Genomic DNA, 23,601 nt, shown 5'->3' with positions numbered 1-23,601 from the left:
GCGGGGGCAGCCGCGGCCTGGTCGGCGGCCGGTGCGACCATGTGCGCCGTGAGCACCCAGGACCTGCCCGCCGCCGCCCGCGAGGTCGAGGACTTCGTCGCCACCGGGGGCTGGGACCAGCGCCCGCAACTGTTCGCGCTGGTCCCCACCGAGGACCTGCTGCGCGAGCAGCCCGACCTGGTGGGCCAGGTCGACCAGGCCGCCGCGCTGACCCCGGTCGCGCAGGAGGAACTGCCCGACGGCGACCTCGGCGCCGCACTGGGGACGATCATGTGGCCGGAGGCGGTCGCGGGGTGCGCGCTGGTGCAGGAGATCTTGATGCTCCCGCCGGAAGCGGAGGCCGAGCTGCCCGACACCGACCAGGACTCGATCAGCGCGGCCGCGGCCAACCACCCGTCGGCGCGCGAGGCCCGACTGGTCGCCGCCGTGCTGCGCGACGGCTCGACCGCCTGCGTCCTGCGGCTGCGCGCGGGCGAGGACGGGGTGGACGAGGTCGTCGAACACCCGGGTCTCGCCGAGAACCTCACCGCCGCGCTGCTGGACACGCTGCGCGGCTAGCAGCTGGGGACCGGGCGCCCGGCCTTGATGTCTTTGAGTGCCTGGACCGCACCGTCGAGGGTGGACACCTTCACCAGCCGCAGCCCGTCCGGCGCGTTGTCCTTGGCCTCGGCGCAGTTGCCCTCGGGCACCAGGAACACGCTCACGCCCGCCTCCTTGGCGGCGACCATCTTGAACGGGATGCCCCCGATGCGGCCGACGTTGCCCTCGGCGTCGATCTCACCGGTGCCCGCGATCGTGGCGCCGCCCGCGAGGTCGTCGTCGGTGAGCCGGTCGATGATGGCCAGCGCGAAGATCAAGCCCGCTGACGGGCCGCCGACGTTCTGCAGCCGGATGGTGGTCTTGAAGTCCACGTCCGGGCGCTCCCCCGCGCCCAGGCCGATGAACCCCTCCTGGCGCTCGTCCTGCCCGAAGTCGGTGGCCTTGGCCAGGGTGATGCTCGCGGTCTTCTCCTGACCGTCACGCTTGTAGGTGATGTCGATGCTCTGCCCCGGCGTGGTGCCCGCCAGCGCCCCGCGCACGTCGGCGGCCGCGGCCACCTTCTTGCCGTTGACCTGGATCAGCTGGTCCCCCGGCGCCAGGACCTTGTCGGCAGGCGCGCCCGAGGTGATCTCCTGGGCGATGACCTTCATCGGGTACTTCAGGTGCCGCAGCGCGGCGATCTCGGCGTTGCTCTGGGAGTCCTGGAACATCTTGGTGTTCTGCCGGTCGATGTCCTCTTCGGTCTCACCCGGGCGGAAGTAGTCCTCGCGGGGGGCCAGCGCGTAGCGGCCGCTGACCCACAGGCCCAGCGCGCCGAAGAGGGTGATCTCGTCGTTGACCGACACCGTCGTCATCCGCAGCTGACCGGTCGTCTGGTGGCTGGGCTCGCCCTCGATCTGCACGACCTGCACGCCCTCGACCGACCCGAGGGTGTCGTAGGTCGGGCCGGGTCCCAGCGAGACGTACGGGATCGGCACCAGCAGGCCGACCAGCAGCAACGCGGCCGTCACCACCGCGCTGACCACCATCGTCCAGCCGCGCCGGGTGAGCGCCGCCCGCACGGTGGGCTGCTCGTGCTCGGCGGGGTGCGCGGCGGGTGACTCCGGTGCGGTGCTCACGACGCCACAGGGTACGGGCGTTCACCGAGAGCGGATCACCGGACGGGCCGAGTTCACCGGAGGGCACGGGCCGGTCGACGCCGCGTACCGTGGAGACATGAGCGAGTTCCCGTTCGGCTTCAGCGTGCCGGACCCCGATGGTGACGGCAAGGGCGGCGGCAAGCCTGGCGGCGGCGGTCAGGAGAACCCGTTCGACCAGCTCGGGCAGATGCTCAGCCAGCTCGGCCAGATGATGAGCCAGGCGGGGTCCTCGACCGGGCCGGTCAACTACGACCTGGCCAAGCAGATCGCCGTGCAGAAGCTCGCCGGGCAGATCGGCTTCACCGCACCCGCCGAGGCCACCACCGCCGTCACCGACGCGGTGCACCTGGCCGAGATGTGGCTGGACCCGGTGACGACACTGCCGGTCGGGGCCACCACCACCAAGGCGTGGACCGCCCGCGACTGGGTCGAGCACACGCTGCCGACCTGGCAGCGGCTGTGCGACCCGGTCGCCCGCCGGATGGCCGGGGCGTGGGTGGAGGCGCTGCCCGCCGAGGCCAAGCAGCAGGCAGGTCCGCTGCTGGCGATGGTCGGGCAGATGGGCGGCATGGCCTTCGGGTCGCAACTGGGCAACGCGCTGGCGCAGCTGGGGTCGGAGGTGCTGACGGTCAGCGACATCGGGCTGCCGCTCGGCCCGAACGCCACCGCGGCGCTGCTCCCGGCCAACATCGAGGAGTTCACCAAGGGCCTGGAGCGGCCCGCCAGCGAGGTGCTGGTGTTCATCGCCGCCCGCGAGGCCGCCCACCAGCGGCTGTTCGCGCACGTGCCGTGGCTGCGGCAACGGCTGCTCGGCGCGGTCGAGGAGTTCGCGGGCGGGATCAAGGTCGACATCTCGGCGCTGGAGCAGCTGGCGACCCAGGTCGACCCGGCGAACCCGGAGAGCATCGAGCAGGCCATGCGCTCGGGGATGCTCGAGCCGAAGACGACCCCGGAGCAGCAGGCCGCGCTCGCCCGGTTGGAGACGTTGCTCGCCCTGGTCGAGGGCTGGGTGGACCTGGTGGTCGGCGAGGCGGTCACCGACCGGCTGCCCGGTGCGGAGGCCCTGCGCGAGACGCTGCGCCGCCGCCGCGCCTCGGGTGGTCCCGCCGAGCAGACCTTCGCCACGCTGGTCGGCCTGGAGCTGCGGCCCCGGCGGCTGCGCGCCGCGACGAACCTGTGGCGACTGGTCACCGACAAGCACGGCATCGACGTGCGTGACGGGTTGTGGGCGCACCCCGACCTGATGCCCACCGCCGAGGACCTCGACGAACCCCTCGACTTCAGCGACCGCCTCAGCGCGACCGGGCCCGCCGACGACCCGATCGCCCAACTGGAGCGCACCGACGAGCCCAAGGACGACTAGTCCTCGGTGGCGATCCCCCAGCCCGCGGCGGCTGAAAGGCCCTCGAGGTAGCCGACGGCGCGCTCGGTCTTGGGGTACGCGTGGACGAGTTCCCAGAAGTCCTCGCCGTGTCCGGGTACCAGTAAATGCGCCAACTCGTGCACCAGCACGTAGTCGAGCACCCACGCGGGGACCTCGCGCAACCGCTCACTGACCCGGATCGTGCGGTCGACCGGGGTGCACGAGGCCCAGCGGGTGCGCATGGGCGGCACCCAGCGGACCGAGCGGGGCAGGCACTGGCCGTCGAAGTAGTCCGCGGAGAGCTCGCCGCAGCGCTCGAGCAGCGCCGCGTCGGAGCTGCGCGCGGGTGAGCGCCGCTTGGTCTCGTTGCGCAGCAGCCTGCGCTGCATCTCCTGGACCCAGTGGGCTTCTTCTTTCTTGGACAGCCTCGCCGGGATGAGGACGATCACGGTGTCACCTTCGCGGTATGCCGTGACGGTGCGGGTTCTGCGCTTGCTCCTGCGCACCTCGACGCGGGGTTCGGCCACGGCACAACCGTAAGGGGAGACACCGACAACGCGGGAGGACCGGGCGGGTGTGACTCTGCACCTGTGGACAACTCGATCCGCCGTTCGGCCGAACCCGGCACCCTTGTCCCATGCGCGAACGGACCCTTCCACACCGGCCCCGACTGCGGGCCGGGCTCGCGGTGCTGCGGCGCCGCTCCGGTGAACTCCAGATCGGCCTCGACCCCCGTCGGGCACTGGTCGTCAGCGGCCTGCCCGAACCGGTCGTCACAGCGGCGACCGGGCTCACCGGCGGCCGCACGACCGACGAGGTGGCGGCGGACGTAGGGCCGCACCAGGGGGTTCTGCTGGACCTGCTGGCCGAACTCGCCGACCACAACCTGCTCGACGACGCCGCCGCCGAGGGCCCACCCACCCCACTGCGGCTGGCGGGCGACGAGGTGACAGCGGCACTGCACCCCGGCCTGCCGCCGCCCGCCGCGCGATCCGGGTACCGCGTGCAGGTCCGCGGTGACGGCAGGCTCGCCGTCGCCGTGGCCAGCCTGCTCGCAGTGGCCGGGGTGGGCCGGCTGCACCTGTCGGCCAAGGGGACGGTGCTGGCCGAGGACGTGGGCACCGGGTACCTGGTCGAGGACATCGGCCGCCCGCGCCAGGTCGCCGGACCGGAAGCCGTCCAACGGGCCGAAGCGACGGCAGGAGTCCGGCGGTTCGCCCGGATCCGGCCAGACCTGGTGGTCCTCGCCGACGCCGTGGTCCCAGACCCGTCAACGGTGGCGGACCTGGTCGCCGAAGGCCAAACCCACCTGGCGGTCCGCGTCCGCGACGGCGTGGGGATCGTCGGCCCCCTCGTCGTCCCCGGCGTGAGCAGCTGCCTGCGCTGCGCCGACCACCACCGGACAGACCTCGACCCGTGCTGGCCAAGAGTCGCGACCCAACTGGCAGGCCACCCGCAACAAACGGACGTGGCCACCGCGCACTTCACCGCTGGCCTAGCCGTCACCCAGGTCCTGCACGCCGTGTCCTGGCTCCGAGACCCGACCGCCCACCCGCCCCGAACCTGGAACACGACCCTGGAGATCAACCCCTTCACCGCCGCGGTGGACCACCGCCGCTGGCAACCCCACCCCGACTGCTCCTGCGGAGCAGTGACCCGCCCCACCTACCGCCACCTCCTCCGCCACAGCCGCCCAGCCGCGACGGGGTAGTAGACCGCACCTTGCCCGCCGCGGCGGGCAAGGTGCGGTGCACCGGCCACGCTCGCAGGGCGAGCGGGCCTTCGCGGGTGGCAATCCGTGCTTGCCGGGGCTGCCTTCGTGGGTGGCGCTCACGGGAGGGCAGCCGCACTCGTAGGGCAAGCGGGGCCGTGAGTGGCGGGCACGCCCTTCGTGGGAGGCGACGTGCGGGCGGCCACGTGCTGATTGCTTCAGGCAGGCCGTGGTAGGCGGCGGGGAAGGCGTGAGCAGCGTGCGTCGGCGCCGGTTCGTGCGGCGCGGGCGGCGCGGCTAGCAGCCCGCACTCGCAGGCGCCGGTGTGCTCGCGATGGCCGTGGGCGGGTAGCCGTGCTCGCGGGTGCGGGCCTGGTCGACGGTCACGCGGGGTGGCTGGGTGGTGGCGGGGGTCTGCCCGCGGTGGCTGTTTGTCGGCGGTTGTCGAGACCCGAGGGCTATTCGCCTGCGATCGTGGCGGGGGACAAGGGACAATCGCGGGGTGACCGAGATGCCACGCAAGACCGTCGCTCGGACCGCGCGGCTGGCCAGCATCCCGCTGGGCGTCGCGGGGCGGGCGGTGGGCGGCTGGGGGAAGCGGCTGGCCGGGCAGAGCGCCGAGGAGGTCAGCGCCGAGCTGTCGGCGCGCACCGCCGAGCAGTTGTTCGCCGTGCTCGGGCAGCTCAAGGGCGGGGCGATGAAGTTCGGGCAGGCGCTGTCGGTGTTCGAGGCGGCGGTGCCCGACGAGATGGCCGAGCCCTACCGCGAGGCGTTGACGAAGCTGCAGGCGGCGGCGCCGCCGATGAGTGCGCAGGTGATGCACCGGGTCCTGGCCCAGCAGCTGGGCCGGGGCTGGGCCGCGCGCTTCGCCGAGTTCGACGACACCCCGGCCGCGGCGGCCAGCATCGGGCAGGTCCACCGGGCGGTGTGGCACGACGGCAGGCGGGTCGCGGTCAAGGTGCAGTACCCGGGCGCGGACGAAGCGCTCCTGTCGGACCTGCGGCAGCTGCAGCGCTTCAGCAGGCTGTTCCAGCCGTTCGCGCCGGGGATGGAGATCAAACCCCTGCTGCAGGAGCTGACCGACCGCATGGTCGAGGAGCTCGACTACCGCGCCGAGGCGGGCAACCAGCGCGCCTTCGCCAAGGCGTTCGCGGGCGACCCGCGGGTCCTGGTCCCCCGGGTCGTGGCCAGCGCCCCCAAGGTGACCATCACCGAGTGGGTCGACGGCCGCCCACTGGCGGGCATCATCCGGGACGGCACCCGGGAGGAACGCGACCACGCGGGCACGCTGCTGTCCGAGTTCCACTTCTCGTCCCCCGCCCGCGTCGGCCTGCTGCACTCCGATCCGCACCCGGGCAACTTCATGCTCACCGAGGACGGCCGCCTGTGCGTGATCGACTTCGGCGCCGTCGCCCGGCTCCCGGAGGGCCTGCCCAAGCCGCTGGGCATGATGACCCGGCTCTCCCTGCAGGGCCGCTCGGCCGAGCTGATGGAGCTGATGCGCGACGAGGGCTTCATCCGCGACGGGATGCGGCTCGACCCGGAGCACGTGCTGGCGTACCTGGCGCCGTTCGCCGAACCGGCGTCGGTCGAGACGTTCCACTTCAGCAGGGCGTGGATGCAGCGCCAGGCGGAACGGGTCGGTGACCTGCGGGGTCAGGACTTCAAGACGGGCCGGTCGCTGAACCTGCCGCCGCAGTACCTGCTGATCCAGCGCGTCACCGCGGGCGCGACCGGCATCCTGTGCCAACTTGACGCGCGGTTCTCCATGCGCGAGATCATCACGCGGTGGCAGCCCGGGTTCGCCGAAGAGGACTAGCGGCACCCGCTCACCAGTACTCGGCGGGCAGCTTCCCCTCGATGTCGCGCACGTGCTTGCGCGCGCACGCCGGGCACAACCAGGTCATCCCGCGCTCGTCCTGCTCGGCCACCCACGCCAGCGCCGCCACAGCCGTCTCGGCGGACCGGAGTCGGCCGCACAGCGAACAGGTCGGTTCCACGGCGTTCACGCTACCGACCCCAGGTACACCGTCGAGGCACCCAGCACGAACACGTCGTTGCGGTCGACGACCCAGTCCGGGCTGTCCGGGTCGAGCAACCGGCGCAACGTCGTCTGGTCGGACTGCGCCAACCCCGGACCGGCGACCGCGGCCAGCCCGCCCAGCCAGTCGGCCACCGCGTGCCGGACCGGGGCCGGGGCGGGCGCGGGCAGGTCCACCAGGTAGCTGAAGGACGCCACGTCCACCAAACCCGCCTTGACCAGCGCGAGGTTCCACCCGAGCGGCAGCCGCACCGAGTCAGGCATCGTCGCGCGCAACTGGGCGAACCAAGCGTCGCGGGCGGCGATGAGGCGGTCTTGCAGGCCGGGCTCCCCCAGCCCCAGGTCCCACGGCAGGCAGCGGGTGTTGAGCCCGCCCTCGCGCAGCGCGAACAACCCGCCGGGACGCAGGAGCCCGGCGAGCGCGGTGAGGCAGGCGAGCTGGTCGGGCAGGTGGTGCACGACCCCGGAGGCCCACAGCAGATCCGCGGGCGGCACCAGGTCGGCGAGCTCCATGGCGTCCCCGAGCACGGTCACCACGTCCACCCGGTCACCCACGACCTCGCGGACCCGCGCCTCGGCGACCGCCTGCAGGGCCGGTTCGCTGTCGACCAGCACGATCCGGCCGCCTTCGTCGCCCATCTCCTCGGCCAGCGCGCAGGCCATCCCGCCGGTGCCGGACCCGACGTCCACCACGACCGGACGCGCGGGGAGCAGGGCGAGCAGGCGGCGGGCCACGGTGCGCAGGACGTCGGACTCGACCTCGTCGGCGCGGCGCATCGGGCCGAGCCGGGCGGACCAGTCGAGCTGGTCGTGCGAGTGGGCGTGCGCCATGGGTTCGACGCTAGGCGGAAGTCAGAGTTTGCGCAGGGCCGACAGGACGCGGCTCATGAAGGCCAGGTCGGGGGTGTCGTCGGCGACCTCGTGCACGGTGAGCACCCCCCGGTCGGCCAGGTCGGTGATCAGCACGCGGGCCACCCCGAGCGGCACCGAGATGAGCGCGGCGACCTCGGCGACCGAGCGCGGGCTCAGGCACAGATCGGTGATCATCCGGTGCTCCCACGACGCGCGCCTTGGCACCTCGACCGTGCTGACCAGGGCCTCGACCGCCAGGTCGGCGCGGGCGCGGGTGCGGCCACCGGTCCAGGCGTAGGGCCGGACCAGGGCGTGCGCCTGCGGGCGCGACACCCACTCGTCGTCGGTCAGCTCGTCGAGCGCGGGCGCCTGCTCGGGGACGACGACCTCGGGCTCGGGTTCCGGCTCGGCGTTCCCGCGCCGCCTGCGGGAACCGAAGCGGGCGCCGACCTGGCCGATGTCGGCCCCGGCCACCCCGGGTTCGGCGGCGTCCTCGGCGTCGGTACCGCGCCAGTGACCGGGCGGGCCGAACCGGGCGCCGGTGCGCCCGACCTCGACCCCGCGCACACGGTCACCACCAGCTGCGTTCGCGTCATCGCTGTGCATCACCACGTCCAGACGCTGATCGTGGACAGGGACCGCCACGGTAGCGCCGGTCTGGGCACCGGAGATGACATCGGCGTTGCCACCGTGTTTCTCCACCCGAACGGCCGAAAGCCCACCGCGGCGGTGACCGCGGTGGGCTTCGGGTTGGGTGCGGACTACAGACCGGCGGTGGCGCGATCGGCGCGCTTGGCCGCCCAGGTGGAGATCCGACGCCAGCGCCTGGCTGAGCTCAGCTGGCGGATCAGGCGGTGCGCACGCGCCACCTGCTCCGCCTCGAGCCTTCGGCACCGGGCTATGTCTTCATAGAGCAGCATTTGCGGGAAACCCCCTGGCTTGAAGTCGAACATCGGGTCTTTCAGCAGCGCGTTCATGCGGCGACCTCGTCCTGCTGGCGAGCGGAGCGCTCGGCGGCGTCCCGGGCGAGGTCCTCCTTGCGCGGGCGGCCACGCGGCCGCTTGCGGGCGATGACCGCGCCGCGCTCGAAGATCTCGCCACCCCAGACGCCCCACGGCTCGTGCCGGGCAAGGGCGGAGGCGAGGCAGGCCGCCCGAACGGGGCAGTCGCCGCAGAGGACCTTGGCGCGCTCGAGCTCGGTGGGAGCGTCGGCGAACCACAGGTCCGGGTTGTCGGTGGAACGGCAGGGCAGGTCGAGCCCGGCCGAGGGAGCCGCGTCGAGCAGCTCGCTGACCCCTGTGCCCTGCGGGCTCATCAGGTCGGTGAACGCTGCCCCTGGCAGGGCAGCGGTGGCGGTACTCATGGTGGTGAACTCCTGTGGCGTTGGTGCTGGGGAAACCTGGTGGCGTGGCGATGTCTGGTTCATGGCAAAGAAAAAGGCCGCGGATTCCGGTATCGGAGTCCGCGGCCTCGGGCCTGGAGGTTTCTTGACAGGCGTCAAGTCCCCCAGCCTGAGGCTGCGGACGTGTACTTGGTGACGACGAGATCGATCGAGCGGACCTGGGTGGTCTGCTCTCGATCGGCGAAGACGGCCCCAGCCGTCTGAACGGGGGTCAGCTTCGGGCTGCCGGTGTGGACACCGGCGCCGATGCCCCGCTCACGCGGCCACGCGGCGGTGGGTAGCAGCCCACCGGTGGCGCACGCACGAGAGCCGCTGCCCGCGGACAGCGGGAAACGAGCGGCCGCATTCGTCATGAAGATCACCACGGGGGCCACCACCTTCCTGCTACCGTTGGACTCGACTTCGGACGGGTTCACGCGGGCACTTCGTGCCTGCCACAGCAGGTTATTGGCCCTGGCAGAGGCCGTGCAACCCAATTTCCAGAACTTCCCGTGACCCCGGTCACACCTCACCCGGGTGGCGCTCAGCCCCCGGTGATCGCCAGCACCTCGGCGCCGAACCGGTCCAGCTTGCTGGCGCCGACGCCCGAGATGGCCACCAGCGCGGCCCGATCAGCTGGTCGCTGCTCGGCGATGGCCAGCAGCGTCGCGTCGGTGAAGATCACGTAGGCCGGGACCTTCAGCCCCTTGGACCGCTCCAGCCGCCACTCGCGCAGCCGCTCCAGCAGGCCTTCGTCCAGGTCAGATGGGCAGCTCTCGCACCGGCCCAGCTTCACCGGCATCGTCCCGACCAGCTTGTCCCCGCACACCCGGCAGTACCGGACGGGGTTCATCCCGCGCCCCATCGCCTGCCGGGGCAGCTCCCGCTGCCGCGACGCGGCGATCCGGGCGGTCGGGTGGTTCTCCGGGATGAGGCCGTAGAGGAACCGGCTTCGCCTGCGGTAGCGCTTGCCGCCCTCGGCGCGGGCAAGCGCCCAGGACAACGCCAGATGTTCACGCGCACGGGTGACACCTACATAGAGCAGCCGACGCTCTTCTTCTATGGCGACGTCGTCACCGTCGGCGTGCTGGATCGGCATAGTGCCGTCGGTCAGGCCCACGAGGAACACGGCGTCCCACTCCAGGCCCTTCGCCGCGTGCAGGGAGGCGAGGGTGACGCCTTCGACCGTCGGCGGGTGTTGCGCCTGGGCACGCTGGTCGAGCTCGGAGACATAGCGCGGTAGGTCTGCGCCGGGGAGCACGGCGATCAGCTCCTCCGCCAGCTCGACCAGCGCTAACAACGACCCCCAACGCTCACGGGCAGATCCACCCGCGGGGGGCTCGTCGGTGAGACCTATAGGTCCGAGAACTTCGCGAACGACCGCTGGCAGATCACCCTCAAGTGGGCGTACCGCCGCGGTCCGCAGGGCGGCCATTGCCTGACGGATCTCCTGGCGGGCGAAGAAGCGCTCACCGCCGCGCACCAGGTAGGGGATCTCCAGCTCGGTCAACGCCTGCTCGTACACCTCTGACTGGGCGTTGATGCGGTAGAGCACGGCGATCTCGCTCAGCGGGGTCCCCGCGTCGACGAGCTCCTTGACCCGCGCGGCCACCGCGGCCGCCTCGGCGGGCTCGTCGTCGTACTCGGCGAAGCGCGGCTCGGGCCCCGCCGGGCGCTGGCCGATCAGCTTCAACCGCGACCCCGCCGGCCGGTCGCGCGCCGCGGAGATGACCCGGTTGGCGAGGGACACGACCTCGGGCGTCGACCGGTAGTCGCGTTCGAGGCGGATGACGGCCGCCTCCGGGAAGCGGCGGGTGAAGTCGAGCAGCGGGCGTGGCGAAGCCCCCGCGAACGAGTAGATGGTCTGGTTGGCGTCACCGACGACCGTGAGGTCGTCGCGGCGGCCTAGCCAGGCGTCGAGGACGCGCTGCTGCAGCGGGGTGACGTCCTGGTACTCGTCGACGACGAAGCAGCGGTACCGGTCGCGGAACTCCTCGGCGACCTCGCTGTGCTCCTCCAACGCCGCCGCGGTGTGCAGCAGCAGGTCGTCGAAGTCGAGCACCCTGGCGGCGTTCTTCAACGACTCGTACCCGGCGTAGACCTTCGCGACCAGCTCAGGCGCCGCCGGGGTGTCGCGCCGGGTGCGCGCGGCCGCCGCCGGGTAGTCCTCGGGGGCCACCAGCGATGCCTTGGCCCACTCGATCTCGCTGGCCAGGTCGCGCAGCGCCTCCCGCTCGGTACCCGTCCCCGCCCGGTGCGCGGCCTGACCGACCAGCCGCAACTTCGTCTCGAGCAACTCCCACGGCGCGTCGCCGACGACCCGCGGCCAGAAGTAGCGCAGCTGGCGCAGCGCGGCGGAGTGGAAAGTCCTGGCCTGGGCACCCCCGATGCCCATGGCCCGCAGCCGGGTGCGCATCTCCCCAGCCGCCCGCGCGGTGAACGTGACCGCCAGCACCTGGCCCGCCGTGACGTGCCCGGCCCCGATGAGGTGCGCGATCCGGCTGACGATGGTCCTGGTCTTCCCGGTCCCGGCACCCGCCAGGACGCACACCGGACCGCGCGGCGCCCGCACCGCGGCGAGCTGCTCCGGGTCGAGCCCGGCGATCAGGTCCGTGTCCGCGCCAGCCATGCGGTGCATCCTCGCAGAGCGCGCCCACCAACCGGGGGAGGCCGCCCCGTATCCTGGTGGGTATGGCTCAGAAGCAGGACAAGGCGGCGGCCAAGGAAGCCAAGCAGGCGCGCAAGGCCGCGTCCAAGGCCCGGCGCGCGCAGATCTTCCAAGCGTTCAACATGCAGCGCAAGGAAGACAAGGCGCTGCTGCCGCTGATGATCGGCGCGGTCGTGCTGGTCGCCGCTGTGGCGTTCGGGATCGGCCTGCTGCTGGGCATCGAGTGGTACCTGCTGCCGGTCGGCGTCATGTTCGGCCTGCTCGCGGCCGTGATCCTGCTCGGGCGGCGGGTCCAGCGGACCCAGTTCGCCAAGGCCGAGGACCAGCCGGGCGCCGCGGGCTGGGTGCTGGAGAACTTCCTGCGCGGCCGCTGGCGGGTCACCCCCGCGGTCAACGGCACCACCCAGCTCGACGTCATCCACCGCGTGATCGGCCGCCCCGGCGTCGTCCTGGTCGCCGAGGGCGCCCCGCACCGGGTGAAGACCCTCCTCGCCCAGGAGAAGAAGCGCGTCGCCCGCCTCATCGGCGACACCCCCATCTACGACGTCATCGTGGGCAAGGAGGAGGGCCAGGTCCAGCTCAGCAAACTGCAGCGGCACCTGATGAAGCTCCCCAACAACCTCCGCCCCGCCCAGATCGACACCGTCGAGAAGCGCCTCGCCGCCATCACCGCCCGCGGCGCCGCCATGCCCAAGGGCCCCATGCCCGCAGGCGCCAAGATGCGCAGCGTCCAGCGCACCATGCGCCGCAGGTAGGTATCCGCGCTCGGATAACCGGAGGCGGGCGCGGGCCGGGTGGGGCTACCGTCCGGCCGTGACTTCTGCTGATCCGCTCGCGTCCCGCATCGCCGCCGCTCAGTTGTCCGGGTTGAGCCGGGCCAGGCGGGTGGTGGGCGACGATGACCTGCCGGTGTTGCGGCAGACGCGGCGGGTGGTTGCGGCGGGGCCGTTCACCGGGTTGCTGGCCATCGATGGACCCGCGTACCTCTCTTACGCCGTGGCGGCCAGGCCGGGGGAGGTCGTCGCCGATGCGGCTGAGGTGACCCGGGCGGTCACCTCGCTCAGGGAATCCTTCCCGCCGGGGACGTTGCGGTTCGAGCTCATCGAGCAAGCCTGTCCCGGGGCCGCGGAACTCCTCGAAGCGGCGGGCATGCGGGTCACCATGCGGATCCCGGTGATGGTCTTGGACCCCGCCGAGACCGAGGTGCCGCCCGCGGTCGACGGGGTCACCGTCAGCTATGTCGACAGCGAGGCGGACCGGATCGCCGGGGCGAAGGTGGCGGGTGCCGCGTTCGGCTTCGACGGGGATCTGCCCTCTGGTCCGCCACCTGAGGCCGTGGACGGGGGCAGCGTGCTGGCCAAGGTCGACGGTGTGCCCGCGGCGGTGGCTTCGTGGACGCAGGTCGCCGACGGCATCACCGAGATCGTGGGGGTCGGGACCGCCGAGCAGCACCGGCGCAAGGGGCTCGGCGCGCTGGTCACCGCGCACGCCGTGCTGGCGGCGGCCGGGCGCGGTGGAGCCACCCTGACCTGGCTCACCCCGGGCGGCGATGACGCTGACCGGGTCTACCGCAAGGTCGGCTTCACCCCGGTGGCCACCGCCGTCCACCTGGCCGAGCCGTCAGCGGGTGCGTAGGACGATCGTCCCGGCGACCTTGTCGTGCAGGCCGCGGCCGTCCTTGTCGACGATCGCCGCCGGGATGACCAGGGCGACGAGCAGGGTGCGCGGGATCGCCCGGAACGGGCCGACCAGGGGTTGGCCGTCCATGCGGACCACGCGCATGCCCAGCAGCGCCTTGGCCGGGGTGAACCCGGCCAGCGCGACCCCGGCGACGGTGATCAGCAACCACACCACGCCCGACCAGACGTTGAACTGCCACATCCGGCTCGGGTCGTCGTAGTCGGGCCGCAGGAACACCGAGGTCACCAGCGAGGCCAGGACGAGGTCGAGCACCAGGGCGCCGAGCCGGATCCCGGTGGAGGCCACCGACCCGAGCCCGCGCTCCGGCGCGCCGAGCCGCTCCCCCCGATAGCGCACGGGGCCCTCGTCGGACTCGTGGCCCGCGCCGGGCCCGGACAGCCATGTACCGGTCCATCTGCTCACCCGACCAGCGTAGAAGGTGCCCACCGTCACGCGTGCCGGCATGCTCTTGACCGGCCGCGAGCCGTCGTTAACACCGGCGAAACATCCGGGTGATGGTCGGGCAACACCGCCCTCCTAGCGTCATCACCGAGCGGGTACGGCATGACCGTGACGCGGTGGGCCGGTCTGGGCCCGAGACAGCAGACGAAGGAGCAAACGAGCGTGTTCAACTCTTCCGACGAGGTCTTGCGCTACATCGCCGACGAGGGCGTGAAGTTCGTCGACGTCCGGTTCTGCGACCTGCCGGGCGTCATGCAGCACTTCACGCTGCCCGCCAGCGCCTTCGACGAGGACGCGTTCAACGAGGGCCTGGCCTTCGACGGCTCGTCCGTGCGCGGCTTCCAGTCGATCCACGAGTCGGACATGCTGCTGCTGCCCGACCCCTACACCGCGCGGATCGACCCGTTCCGGATCGAGAAGACGCTGATCCTCAACTTCTTCGTGCACGACCCGTTCACCCGCGAGGCCTACAGCCGCGACCCGCGCAACATCGCCCGCAAGGCCGAGCAGTACATCGCCGAGTCCGGTTTCGCCGACACCGCCTACTTCGGCCCCGAGGCGGAGTTCTACATCTTCGACTCGATCCGCTTCGACTACACCGAGAACGGCTCGTTCCACGAGATCGACTCGGTCGAGGGCTGGTGGAACACCGGCGCCGACGAGGGCGGCAACAACAAGGGCTACAAGACCCGGTTCAAGGGCGGCTACTTCCCGGTCCCGCCGGTCGACCACTTCGCCGACCTGCGCGACCAGATGGTCCTCAAGATGCAGGATTCCGGCTTCCACGTCGAGCGCGCGCACCACGAGGTCGGCACGGGTGGCCAGACCGAGATCAACTACCGGTTCAACACGCTGCTGCACGCCGCCGACGACCTGCAACTGTTCAAGTACATCATCAAGAACACCGCGTGGGCGGCGGACAAGTCGGCCACCTTCATGCCCAAGCCGCTCTTCGGTGACAACGGCTCCGGCATGCACGTGCACTCCTCGCTGTGGAAGGACGGCGTGCCGCTGTTCCACGACGAGTCCGGCTACGCGGGCCTGTCCGACACCGCGCGCCACTACATCGGCGGCCTGCTCGCGCACGCCCCGTCGCTGCTGGCGTTCACCAACCCCACGGTGAACTCCTACCACCGCCTGGTGCCCGGCTACGAGGCCCCGGTGAGCCTGGTCTACTCGCAGCGCAACCGCTCCGCATGCGTGCGCATCCCGATCACCGGCAACAACGCCAAGGCCAAGCGGGTCGAGTTCCGCTGCCCGGACTCCTCCGGCAACCCGTACCTGGCGTTCGCCGCGATCGTGATGGCCGGTCTCGACGGTGTGAAGAACAAGATCGAGCCGCCCGCCCCGATCGACAAGGACCTCTACGAGCTGCCCCCGGAGGAGGCCCGCGAGGTCGCGCAGGTCCCCGCGTCGCTCGGCGAGGTGCTCACCGCGCTCGAGGCCGACCACGACTACCTCCTCGAGGGCGGCGTGTTCACCCCCGACGTCATCGAGACCTGGGTGGCGTTCAAGCGCGAGCACGAGATCGACCCGCTGCGCCTGCGCCCGCACCCCTACGAGTTCGGCCTGTACTACGACGTCTGATCCCGACCCGCACGACTCGAACGGCCGAGGGGCTGCACGCCCCTCGGCCGTTCGCCGTCTGCGGCACACCCCCGACGATCGGCCCCGGAGGGGAAGACCCTGAGGCGGAACCCGGGTCCGGTCCGGATGTGCCGGGGCGGTGCGCGCGGGCACGCTCGGGGTATGACCAGCAACGGACGCCAGTACGTCGTCACCACCGAGGTCACCGTCACCGTATTCGACGAAAACGCGTTGCCCGGCGGGGAAGCCGACGCCGCGGCGGCGCTGCGCAGGGCGGTCGACCCGGCTGCGGCACTGGCCGGGGTGGCGGGGGTGCAGACCGACCGGTGCGCGCTGCGGGTGCGCCCGGCCTGGCCGGGCCCCGCCTGAAATCCACCCGATCAGGTAGATAATCCGGTCCCACCTGCACTGTTAGCTGGGTTACAGAAGTGTTTCCCGAATCGAGACCCAGTACGGGATTCCCTTGTCGGCCGGGCAGGCCTTACGCTCCCGCGCACACGTCCGTGCGCGTCTCGTTCGGACGCTTCCCCGCTATCGACGAGGACCCAGCCATGTTCGCACCCCTTGATGCCGCGCGCGTCGAACGCCTCAAAACGGCCTACTCCGTGCGCAACCTCGATCGCTGCGCCAGCCTGAGCCTCGTCCACCACAGCGATCACCAGCCCCGGCACGGGGACCTGGTGCTCGCGGAGGTGACCAAGGTCGGCTACCACCAAGTGCTGGAACTGACCGATGGCCGCAAAGCGAAGCTCTACGTCGGTGACGAGATCCTGGTCGCCTACGGTGCCCGCTACGCGCCCGACCACTTCGAAGCGGAACTCCCCGACGACCTCGGCGCCTGCGACCTGGTGGCCGCCGGTGGCGTGCTCGGCAAGGTGCGCAGCCGCAACGCCGCGGTGAGCGCGCCGACGACGGTCCGCCCGCTCGGGCTGGTCGGCGACCACACCGGGCACGTCATCAACGTGTCCGACTTGGCGCTAGGCGCGCCGCTGCCCGCGCTGCGCAAGCCGCCGACGTTCGTCGTGGTCGGCACGTCGATGAACTCGGGCAAGACCACCACGTGCGCCTCGCTCGTGCACGGACTGTCGCGTTCGGGCCTGCGCGTCGGCGCGGCGAAGCTGACCGGCACGGCGGCGGGCGGCGACCCGTGGCTGTTCCGCGACTCGGGTGCGGTGGCCGCGTTGGACTTCACCGACGCGGGGATGGCCACGACCTTCCGCATCCCGTTGGAACGGCTCGTGTCGAGCTCGTTGCTGCTGCACGGCCACCTGATGGCGCGCGGGGTGGACGCGATCGTGCTGGAGATCGCCGACGGCCTGCTGCAGGCGGAGACCGCGCAACTGCTCGACCGCCCAGAGATCCGGCGGATCACCAGCGGCGTGCTGTTCGCCGCAGCCGACTCCTCCGGCGCGCTCTACGGCGTGCAGCGGCTGCGCGCAGGCGGGCACCCGGTGCTGGCGGTGAGCGGTCTGCTGACCGCGTCGCCGTTGGCGGTGCGCGAAGCACAGGCCGGTCTGGACGTTCCCGTGTACGGGCCGCTGGACCTGCAGTCGCCCGCGCTGGCCGGTGAGCTGCTGCGCCGGGCGATCGCCGAGTCGGCCGAGGCCACGCAGCTGGTGGACCACGGGGTCGACGAGGTGCTCGCCTAGCCGGTCACTCCAGCTTGTCGACGTCCAGGCCGTGCTCGGCGAGCACGGCCTGGGGGTCGGCCAGCAGTCGCCGCGCGCTGAGGTCCATCACGCCGAGCAGGCAGGTGATCTCGGCGGAGACGGTGCCGTCGAGGGTGATGGTGGAGTCGGCGTTGAACGTCTTGCCGGTGCCGAAGGCGATCCGCAGGTCGACGTCCACGGTGTCCCCGGCGCGCAGTTCGCGGCGGAAGTGGATGGTCGAGGTGAGCAGTACCGGCGCGGTGCCCGCGGCGATGAGCCCGTCCCAGGCGCACCCGGCCGCCGCGAACCCCTCGACCCTGGCGACCTCGGCGTACTGGTGGTACACGGCGTGGTTGAGGTGGCCGAGGGCGTCGAGCTCGTAGCTGCGCACCGGGATCCGGATGCTCCAGGTCATGCCGCGAGCCTATGCGACCGGGCCGCCTCAATCGTAGAAAACGTGTTCCACAACCGCGCGGGCGTGACGCGTGGTGCGGCGGTAGTCGTCGAGGAACTTGCCGGGGTCTTCGGTGAGCGGGGTGCCCATGGCGGCGGCGACGGCGGCGAGTTCGCGGCCGTGGCTGGGGAGTTGGTCGGTTTGCTTGCCGCGCACCAGAGTCGCGGCGTTGCGCACCCGGGTGGCCAGCAGCCAGGCCTCGCGCAGCGCGGTCGCGTCGTCCTCGGTGAGCAGGTCGGCCGCGACCGCAGCGGTGAGTCCGTCCATTGTGGACGTGGTACGCAACGCGGGAACGGCGTTGGCGTGGCGCAACTGCAGCAGTTGCACGGTCCACTCGACGTCGGCGAGGCCGCCCCGGCCGAGTTTGGTGTGGGTGGCCGGGTCGGCGCCCCTGGGCAGCCGCTCGGTGTCCACCCTGGCCTTGATCCGGCGGATTTCCCGTACCTGTGCGGGATCCAGGCCGCCATCGGGGTAGCGGACGGGATCGATGAGTTCGATGAACCGGGCACCGAGGTCGGCGTCGCCCGCGACCGGTCGGGCCCGCAGCAGCGCCTGGGCCTCCCAGATCTCGCCCCATTGCGCGTAATAGGCGCGATAGGACTCCAGGGTGCGCACGATGGGGCCCTGCCTGCCCTCTGGCCGCAGGTCGACGTCCACCTGCAGCGGTGGGTCCTGGGTAGGTGAGCCGAGGAGTTTGCGGACGGTCTGCGCGACCCGGCCCGCGTACTTGAGGGCATCGGTGTCGGTGACGCCGGGCGCGGGTTCGCAGACGAACATGACATCGGCGTCGGAGCCGTAGCCGAGTTCGCTGCCGCCCAGCCTGCCCATGCCGATGACGGAGATGGTGGCCAAGTGTCCGCCAGCCGCAGCGGCCTCGGCCCGGTCGACCGCCGCCATCGCGGCCTGCAGAACCGCGCACCACACGCTCGAGAGCGCCGCGCAGACCGAGAGGACATCGGTGAACCCCAGCAGGTCCGCGCACGCGATGCGCAGGAGTTCGTGCCTGCGCAGGGATCGCGCGGCGGCGACGGCATTGCCGAGATACCCGTGCCGCTTCACCGCGACGCGCAACGCCTCGGCGACCTCGGCGGGGGCGCGCACGGCGAGTTCTTTGGGCTCGGCGAGCAGCCGCAGCACCTCGGGAGCGCGCACGACCAGGTCCGGCACGAGCTTCGAGGTTCCGAGCAGGGTCGCGAGACGTTCGACGACGGCGCCTTCGTCGCGCAGCACCCGCAGGTACCAGGGCGTCGCGGAGAGGGCCTCGGACACCTTGCGGTACGCGAGGAGACCGCCGTCGGGGTCGGGGGTGGAGCCGAGCAGGTCGAGCAGGACGGGCAACAGCGCGGTTTGGATCGCCGCACGCCGCGACACGCCCTCGGTGAGGGCCTTGATGTGCTGCAACGCGCCCTGCGGCGAGCTGTAGCCGAGCGCGGCGAGCCGGGCGTGGGCCTGGTTGGTCGTGAGCCGCAGTTGGTCGGTGGGAACGCGGGACACGGCTTCGAGCAGCGGCCGGTAGAACAGCTTCTCGTGCAGCCTGCGGATGCGGTTGGTGTTGCGGCGGAAGTCGGCGACCAGCACCTGCGCGGCGTTGCGGCCGCGCTCGGGGCCGATGCCGCTGGCGCGGGCGAGCCAGCGCAGGTCGTCGGTTTCGGCATCGTCGGGGAACAGGTGCGTGCGGCGCAAGCGCTGCAACTGCAGGCGGTGTTCGAGGGTCCGCAGGAACCGGTATGAGTCGGCGAGTTCCGCGGCGTCGGTGCGCCCGACGTAGCCGCCCGCGCCGAGCGCGGCCAGGGCGTCCACTGTGGACCCGAGGCGGAGCGTCTCGTCGGTGCGGCCGTGCACCAGCTGCAGCAGCTGCACGGCGAACTCGACGTCGCGCAGCCCGCCGCGGCCGAGCTTGAGCTCGCGGTCGAGCAGCTCGGCGGGGACGTGGTCCTCCACGCGCCTGCGCATGGCCTGCACCTCGGGGACGAAGTTGTCCCGGTCGGCGGCGATCCACACCATCGGGGTGACCACGTCGAGGTACTCGCGCCCGAGCTCGGCGTCACCGGCGACCGGCCGCGCCTTGAGCAGGGCCTGGAACTCCCAGGTCTTGGCCCAGCGCTTGTAGTAGGCGCTGTGGCCGTCGAGGGTGCGCACGAGCGCGCCGTTGCGGCCCTCGGGGCGCAGGCCCGCGTCGACCTCGAAGCAGGCCTCGGTGGCGACCCGCATCATCGTGCTCGCGGCCCTGGTGGCGACCGCGATGTCGTCCTCGCCGACGAACACGACGTCGACGTCGCTGACGTAGTTCAGCTCGCCGCCACCGCACTTGCCCATGGCGATGACCGCGAGCCGCGCGGTGTCCGCACCGCCGGTCTCGGCCCAGGCCACGGCCAGCGCGGCCCGGAGCGCGGCCTCGGCGAGCTCGCTGAGCTGCCTGGCCGTGGCGTCGTAGTCGGATGCGGGCAGGGTCGAGTCGACGAGGTGACCGAGGTCGTCGGCGGCCACCTCCATGAGCAGGCCGCGGTACGCGGACTTGAGCGCCCGCACGGCTTCGTGGCCCCGCAGCGCAGCGATGGGGGTGTCACCGTCGGCCCGCACGGCCGCGTACAGGGCGGCGGTGTAGTCCTCGACCGCGGTACCGCCACCGTCGAGGCGGCGCCACTGGTCGGGGTGGGCGGCGAGGAAGTCGGCGAACGCGGTGGAGGAACCCAGCACGGCGACGAGCCGGGCGCGGAGCCTGCGATCGGCTTCCAGCTCACCCAGCAACTCGGCCCACTGCTCGGGGGCCGCTTCCCGGATCCGGTCGAGCCCGCGCAGCGCGAGGTCCGGGTCGGGGGTGCGGGACAGGGCGGTGAGGACCGCCTCCCGCTGAGGGCCGTTGTCGCCCCAGAGCCCCGCGGCTCGCAGGTCCTGCTCGGCGCGCGGGTCGGTGAGCCCGAACCGGGCAGCGGAGGAGATGGAGCGCGCGGAGTCGGCCATGTCAGATCAGCGGCAACGTCGGGCGGCTGGTCTCGGCCGCCGCCAGGTCACCCCGGGCCAGCCGCATGAACCGCTCCACGAACGGCCGCCACGCTTCCTCGACGTCGGCGTGCAACTCGGCCAGCCGCTCCGGTTCGAACTCCCCCGGCTTGGCCCACGCCGCGCTCTCGGGCGCGTTGGCGGCCCAGGCCAACACCATCTCGGGGGTGGTCTCGATGTGGAACTGGATGCCGTAGCCGACCGGCCCCACCCGGAACGCCTGGTTCGGGTAGCGGGTGGCGGAAGCCAACAGGGCGGCGTCGACAGGCAGCCGGGTGACCGCGTCGTGGTGGAACTGCACCACGTCCGGCATCATCGGCAGGTCCGCGAAGAGCGGATCCGCCCACCCCACGTCCCTCTTGGCGACGAGCCCGCCCCCCACCTCAGGCCCGTTCGCGCCCACTTCGACAACGCCGCCGGTCGCGACCGCGAGCAGCTGCGCCCCTAGGCAGACCGCGAGCAGCGGGGTCTTCTTAGCAACACAGGACGACAGCAGCTTGCGCACGTCAGCCAACCAGGGATGCTCGAGGACATCATTGGCTCCCATGGGCCCGCCTAGGCAAACGACCGCCGCGTAGTCACCCGACGGCAGGGGCTCCCGGTAGGGCTGCGCGAGCACGATGTCCGCGCCCGCGTCGGCCAACCACTCGGCCAGCTTGCCGGGCGGGTCGGTGTCATCGAGCTGCACAACCAGAACTGACGTCACATCCCGAGAGTATTCCGTCCGGTGAAGGTCGTTTCCACGGCCTCGAACACCGGCCGGAACCCGATCCGCTGGTAGATCGAGTTGGCCACCGGGTTGTCCAGGTCGGCGAACAGCAGGACCTCCCGCGCACCCCGCTCCCGAGCCCACTTCGCGGCGGCCGCGGTCACCGCGCTGCCGTACCCCTGCCCCCGGTGGTCCTTCGGCGTGTACACCGGCCCGATCCGCGACATCCCCAGCACCGGCTTGGTCACCAGCGCCATGGCCACCGGAATCCCGTCCACCCAGATCGGCGCCCCCCGACCGCTGGCCAACGCGTCCCGAGCGAACTGCACCGGGTCCGGCAGCCCCTCGTCCCCGTCCAGTGCCTCGTCGCTGAACTCCGAGCACCACCGCCCCAGGAGCTCGCTATCCGCCTCCGCCCCCAACCGAACCCCACCCGCCACGGTCGGCTCGACCAACTCCCCCAGCCGGAACAACCGCTCGGACCGAACCCGCTCAACCCCCACGCCCGCGGCCCCGCTCCACACCCCAGCAAACGAATCGGTGACGTCCCGAGGCCCCTGCACCCGCCGGAAGTCGATCCCGTGCTCGAGCAGGAACTCCACGACCGCGCCCTGAACCCCGACCCCCAGACCCGACAGGCTCAACGGCCAAGCCCCGTACTGAAAGGTCGCCCCCACCACTTCATCCCCGTCGAAGACAGCCAACAACACCATCCCCGCAGGTGGCTCGTCCAGCGCCACCAGCCTGCTCAAGACAGTCAACGGGACGGTGTGCCGCACGGGATCCGTGGCGTAGAACCCCTCCACCACACCCCAGAACACCCGGACGTCTTGGTATCGCTCGATCCGCATCGGGCCATACTCGCCCACCAGCCCCACCCCAGCGACCGACTTTCACCCCATCAGCCAAGGAGCCAGCCCACCCAAAGCAACCACTGGACACTCGGAAGCCGCCCACCCCAAATGCTCGATGGGGCGGACCTGTTTTGTGTGGGGTGGCGGTGTCCGTAGCGTTGTGCGCGGACAGGGCCATGCTTTTCGGCCCCAGCTTTGCGGTCCTGCCACGGGCGGCGCAGGGGCCCCGCGCAAAACAGGTTCGCCCCATCGAGCCCACCCGCACCCCACGGGCCCAGCGCAATGCCGCAGGCGAGCCGGAAAACGAGAAATCCCCCACCAGGGATCCTGGTGGGGGTTCTCGAATGATTGTCCGGCGGCGTCCTACTCTCCCACACCCTCACGAGTGCAGTACCATCGGCGCAGGTGGGCTTAGCTTCCGGGTTCGGAATGGGACCGGGCGTTTCCCCACCGCTATGACCGCCGAAACACTATGAAACAATCAACCTCAACCCACCTAGGCGCCCACACTTGTACCGTGTGGTCTGCCCCTGGTGGGGTGGTTGGTGTCTCAGACACCGTACAGTGGATGCGTAGCCTCTTCGTTGTAAGCCCTCGGCCTATTAGTACCGGTCGACTCCACCCCTCACAGGGCTTCCATCTCCAGCCTATCAACCCAGTCGTCTACTGGGAGCCTTAACCACTCAAAGGTGGAGGGAGACCTCATCTTGGAACGAGCTTCCCGCTTAGATGCCTTCAGCGGTTATCCCTTCCGAACGTAGCCAACCAGCCATGCCCCTGGCAGGACAACTGGCACACCAGAGGTTCGTCCGTCCCGGTCCTCTCGTACTAGGGACAGCCTTCCTCAAGTCTCCAACGCGCGCGGCGGATAGGGACCGAACTGTCTCACGACGTTCTAAACCCAGCTCGCGTACCGCTTTAATGGGCGAACAGCCCAACCCTTGGGACCTACTCCAGCCCCAGGATGCGACGAGCCGACATCGAGGTGCCAAACCATGCCGTCGATATGGACTCTTGGGCAAGATCAGCCTGTTATCCCCGGGGTACCTTTTATCCGTTGAGCGACCACGCTTCCACAAGCCATGGCCGGATCACTAGTCCCGACTTTCGTCCCTGCTCGACCTGTCAGTCTCACAGTCAAGCCCCCTTGTGCACTTGCACTCAACACCTGATTGCCAACCAGGCTGAGGGAACCTTTGGGCGCCTCCGTTACCCTTTGGGAGGCAACCGCCCCAGTTAAACTACCCACCAGGCACTGTCCCTGAACCGGATCACGGTCCGAAGTTAGACACTCAGTACGATCAGAGTGGTATTTCAACAATGACTCCACACCCACTGGCGTGAGCGCTTCACAGTCTCCCACCTATCCTACACAAACCGAACCAAGCACCAATACCAAGCTATAGTAAAGGTCCCGGGGTCTTTCCGTCCTGCCGCGCGTAACGAGCATCTTTACTCGTAGTGCAATTTCGCCGGGCCTGTGGTCGAGACAGTCGAGAAGTCGTTACGCC

The 23,601-nt window shown here is 71.1% G+C and carries 23 protein-coding genes and 2 rRNA genes (1 of these 25 only partly in view); 9 read left to right on the top strand and 16 right to left on the bottom strand.

Features of this window, described 5'->3' with window-relative positions; genetic code table 11:
* Nucleotides 1-39: 39 nt before the first annotated feature.
* Entirely contained in the window at nt 40-558 is a 519-nt protein-coding gene (locus JOD54_RS12275; protein WP_204450660.1) for a PPA1309 family protein, read from the top strand.
* Here the strand turns inward: JOD54_RS12275 and JOD54_RS12270 are convergent.
* On the bottom strand, nt 555-1,658 hold the full coding sequence (locus JOD54_RS12270; protein WP_307859965.1) for a YlbL family protein: 1,104 nt from the start codon (nt 1,656-1,658) through the stop codon (nt 555-557). The two genes, JOD54_RS12275 and JOD54_RS12270, sit on opposite strands and share 4 nt — an antisense overlap.
* 97 nt (nt 1,659-1,755) lie before the next feature.
* On the opposite strand from JOD54_RS12270, the gene JOD54_RS12265 reads away from it, so the two are divergent.
* On the top strand, nt 1,756-3,042 hold the full coding sequence (locus JOD54_RS12265) for a zinc-dependent metalloprotease (RefSeq protein WP_204450659.1): 1,287 nt from the start codon (nt 1,756-1,758) through the stop codon (nt 3,040-3,042).
* On the opposite strand, the gene JOD54_RS12260 is transcribed toward JOD54_RS12265, so the two are convergent.
* A complete protein-coding gene (locus tag JOD54_RS12260) occupies nt 3,039-3,569 on the bottom strand; it encodes a M48 metallopeptidase family protein (RefSeq protein WP_204450658.1) in 531 nt (176 codons plus the stop codon). The genes JOD54_RS12265 and JOD54_RS12260 overlap by 4 nt on opposite strands.
* Before the next feature lie 110 nt (nt 3,570-3,679).
* Between JOD54_RS12260 and JOD54_RS12255 the strand changes: the two genes are divergently transcribed.
* Nucleotides 3,680-4,753, top strand: coding sequence for a ThiF family adenylyltransferase (locus JOD54_RS12255; RefSeq protein ID WP_204450657.1), 1,074 nt, complete (start codon nt 3,680-3,682; stop codon nt 4,751-4,753).
* A gap of 511 nt (nt 4,754-5,264) precedes the next feature.
* Nucleotides 5,265-6,572 carry an ABC1 kinase family protein gene (locus JOD54_RS12250; RefSeq protein ID WP_204456230.1) on the top strand — a complete coding sequence of 436 codons (1,308 nt, stop codon included), beginning with the start codon at nt 5,265-5,267 and terminating at the stop codon, nt 6,570-6,572.
* Nucleotides 6,573-6,582: 10 nt separating this feature from the next.
* Here JOD54_RS12250 and JOD54_RS12245 read toward each other — a convergent pair whose 3' ends face one another.
* The 7 genes from JOD54_RS12245 to JOD54_RS12215 form a co-directional block, all read right to left on the bottom strand.
* Complete coding sequence (locus tag JOD54_RS12245; protein WP_204450656.1) at nt 6,583-6,762, bottom strand: hypothetical protein; 180 nt, start codon at nt 6,760-6,762, stop codon at nt 6,583-6,585.
* On the bottom strand, nt 6,759-7,625 hold the full coding sequence (locus JOD54_RS12240) for a class I SAM-dependent methyltransferase (RefSeq protein ID WP_204450655.1): 867 nt from the start codon (nt 7,623-7,625) through the stop codon (nt 6,759-6,761). The genes JOD54_RS12245 and JOD54_RS12240 overlap by 4 nt, the downstream gene beginning before the upstream one ends.
* A 21-nt stretch (nt 7,626-7,646) precedes the next feature.
* Nucleotides 7,647-8,213, bottom strand: coding sequence for a DUF742 domain-containing protein (locus tag JOD54_RS12235; RefSeq protein WP_307859964.1), 567 nt, complete (start codon nt 8,211-8,213; stop codon nt 7,647-7,649).
* A gap of 194 nt (nt 8,214-8,407) precedes the next feature.
* Nucleotides 8,408-8,623, bottom strand: coding sequence for a hypothetical protein (locus JOD54_RS12230; RefSeq protein ID WP_204450654.1), 216 nt, complete (start codon nt 8,621-8,623; stop codon nt 8,408-8,410).
* Nucleotides 8,620-9,009, bottom strand: a complete 390-nt coding sequence (locus JOD54_RS12225; RefSeq protein ID WP_239573356.1) for a WhiB family transcriptional regulator — start codon at nt 9,007-9,009, stop codon at nt 8,620-8,622. The genes JOD54_RS12230 and JOD54_RS12225 overlap by 4 nt, the downstream gene beginning before the upstream one ends.
* Before the next feature lie 134 nt (nt 9,010-9,143).
* Nucleotides 9,144-9,464, bottom strand: coding sequence for a hypothetical protein (locus tag JOD54_RS12220; protein ID WP_204450653.1), 321 nt, complete (start codon nt 9,462-9,464; stop codon nt 9,144-9,146).
* A gap of 107 nt (nt 9,465-9,571) precedes the next feature.
* The gene (locus JOD54_RS12215; protein ID WP_204450652.1) at nt 9,572-11,656 is read right to left on the bottom strand and encodes an ATP-dependent DNA helicase UvrD2; all 2,085 of its coding nucleotides are present in this window, start codon (nt 11,654-11,656) and stop codon (nt 9,572-9,574) included.
* A gap of 62 nt (nt 11,657-11,718) precedes the next feature.
* Between JOD54_RS12215 and JOD54_RS12210 the strand changes: the two genes are divergently transcribed.
* Together JOD54_RS12210 and JOD54_RS35530 are read left to right on the top strand one after the other, a co-directional pair.
* A complete protein-coding gene (locus JOD54_RS12210) occupies nt 11,719-12,450 on the top strand; it encodes a DUF4191 domain-containing protein (RefSeq protein ID WP_204450651.1) in 732 nt (243 codons plus the stop codon).
* Between the two features lie 58 nt (nt 12,451-12,508).
* The gene (locus tag JOD54_RS35530; protein WP_204450650.1) at nt 12,509-13,330 is read left to right on the top strand and encodes a GNAT family N-acetyltransferase; all 822 of its coding nucleotides are present in this window, start codon (nt 12,509-12,511) and stop codon (nt 13,328-13,330) included.
* Here JOD54_RS35530 and JOD54_RS12200 read toward each other — a convergent pair.
* Nucleotides 13,316-13,798, bottom strand: a complete 483-nt coding sequence (locus JOD54_RS12200; protein ID WP_204450649.1) for an RDD family protein — start codon at nt 13,796-13,798, stop codon at nt 13,316-13,318. The genes JOD54_RS35530 and JOD54_RS12200 overlap by 15 nt on opposite strands.
* Before the next feature lie 201 nt (nt 13,799-13,999).
* Between JOD54_RS12200 and glnA the strand changes: the two genes are divergently transcribed.
* From glnA to JOD54_RS12185, 3 genes are all read left to right on the top strand, one after another.
* Complete coding sequence (gene glnA / locus JOD54_RS12195; RefSeq protein ID WP_204450648.1) at nt 14,000-15,424, top strand: type I glutamate--ammonia ligase; 1,425 nt, start codon at nt 14,000-14,002, stop codon at nt 15,422-15,424.
* A 162-nt stretch (nt 15,425-15,586) separates the two neighbouring features.
* Entirely contained in the window at nt 15,587-15,793 is a 207-nt protein-coding gene (locus tag JOD54_RS12190) for a hypothetical protein (protein WP_204450647.1), read from the top strand.
* A gap of 182 nt (nt 15,794-15,975) precedes the next feature.
* Complete coding sequence (locus JOD54_RS12185; protein ID WP_204450646.1) at nt 15,976-17,073, top strand: P-loop NTPase family protein; 1,098 nt, start codon at nt 15,976-15,978, stop codon at nt 17,071-17,073.
* Between the two features lie 4 nt (nt 17,074-17,077).
* On the opposite strand, the gene JOD54_RS12180 is transcribed toward JOD54_RS12185, so the two are convergent.
* The 6 genes from JOD54_RS12180 to JOD54_RS12155 form a co-directional block, all read right to left on the bottom strand.
* A complete protein-coding gene (locus JOD54_RS12180) occupies nt 17,078-17,488 on the bottom strand; it encodes an acyl-CoA thioesterase (RefSeq protein ID WP_204450645.1) in 411 nt (136 codons plus the stop codon).
* Between the two features lie 27 nt (nt 17,489-17,515).
* Nucleotides 17,516-20,488, bottom strand: coding sequence for a bifunctional [glutamine synthetase] adenylyltransferase/[glutamine synthetase]-adenylyl-L-tyrosine phosphorylase (locus tag JOD54_RS12175; RefSeq protein WP_204450644.1), 2,973 nt, complete (start codon nt 20,486-20,488; stop codon nt 17,516-17,518).
* 1 nt (nt 20,489) lies between these two features.
* The gene (locus JOD54_RS12170; protein WP_204450643.1) at nt 20,490-21,233 is read right to left on the bottom strand and encodes a type 1 glutamine amidotransferase; all 744 of its coding nucleotides are present in this window, start codon (nt 21,231-21,233) and stop codon (nt 20,490-20,492) included.
* Nucleotides 21,230-22,087 carry a GNAT family N-acetyltransferase gene (locus JOD54_RS12165; protein WP_204450642.1) on the bottom strand — a complete coding sequence of 286 codons (858 nt, stop codon included), beginning with the start codon at nt 22,085-22,087 and terminating at the stop codon, nt 21,230-21,232. Before JOD54_RS12165 ends, JOD54_RS12170 begins: the two co-directional genes overlap by 4 nt.
* Before the next feature lie 353 nt (nt 22,088-22,440).
* Nucleotides 22,441-22,557, bottom strand: a 5S ribosomal RNA gene (rrf, locus tag JOD54_RS12160).
* A 115-nt stretch (nt 22,558-22,672) separates the two neighbouring features.
* Nucleotides 22,673-23,601: ribosomal RNA gene (locus tag JOD54_RS12155) — 23S ribosomal RNA — on the bottom strand (it continues 2,177 nt past the right edge of the window).

The organism is Actinokineospora baliensis, from assembly GCF_016907695.1.
GTDB classification, from domain to species: Bacteria; Actinomycetota; Actinomycetes; order Mycobacteriales; family Pseudonocardiaceae; genus Actinokineospora; species Actinokineospora baliensis.
Note: the sequence above shows the minus strand (reverse complement) of the source record. Positions and strands in the feature narration are given on the sequence as shown.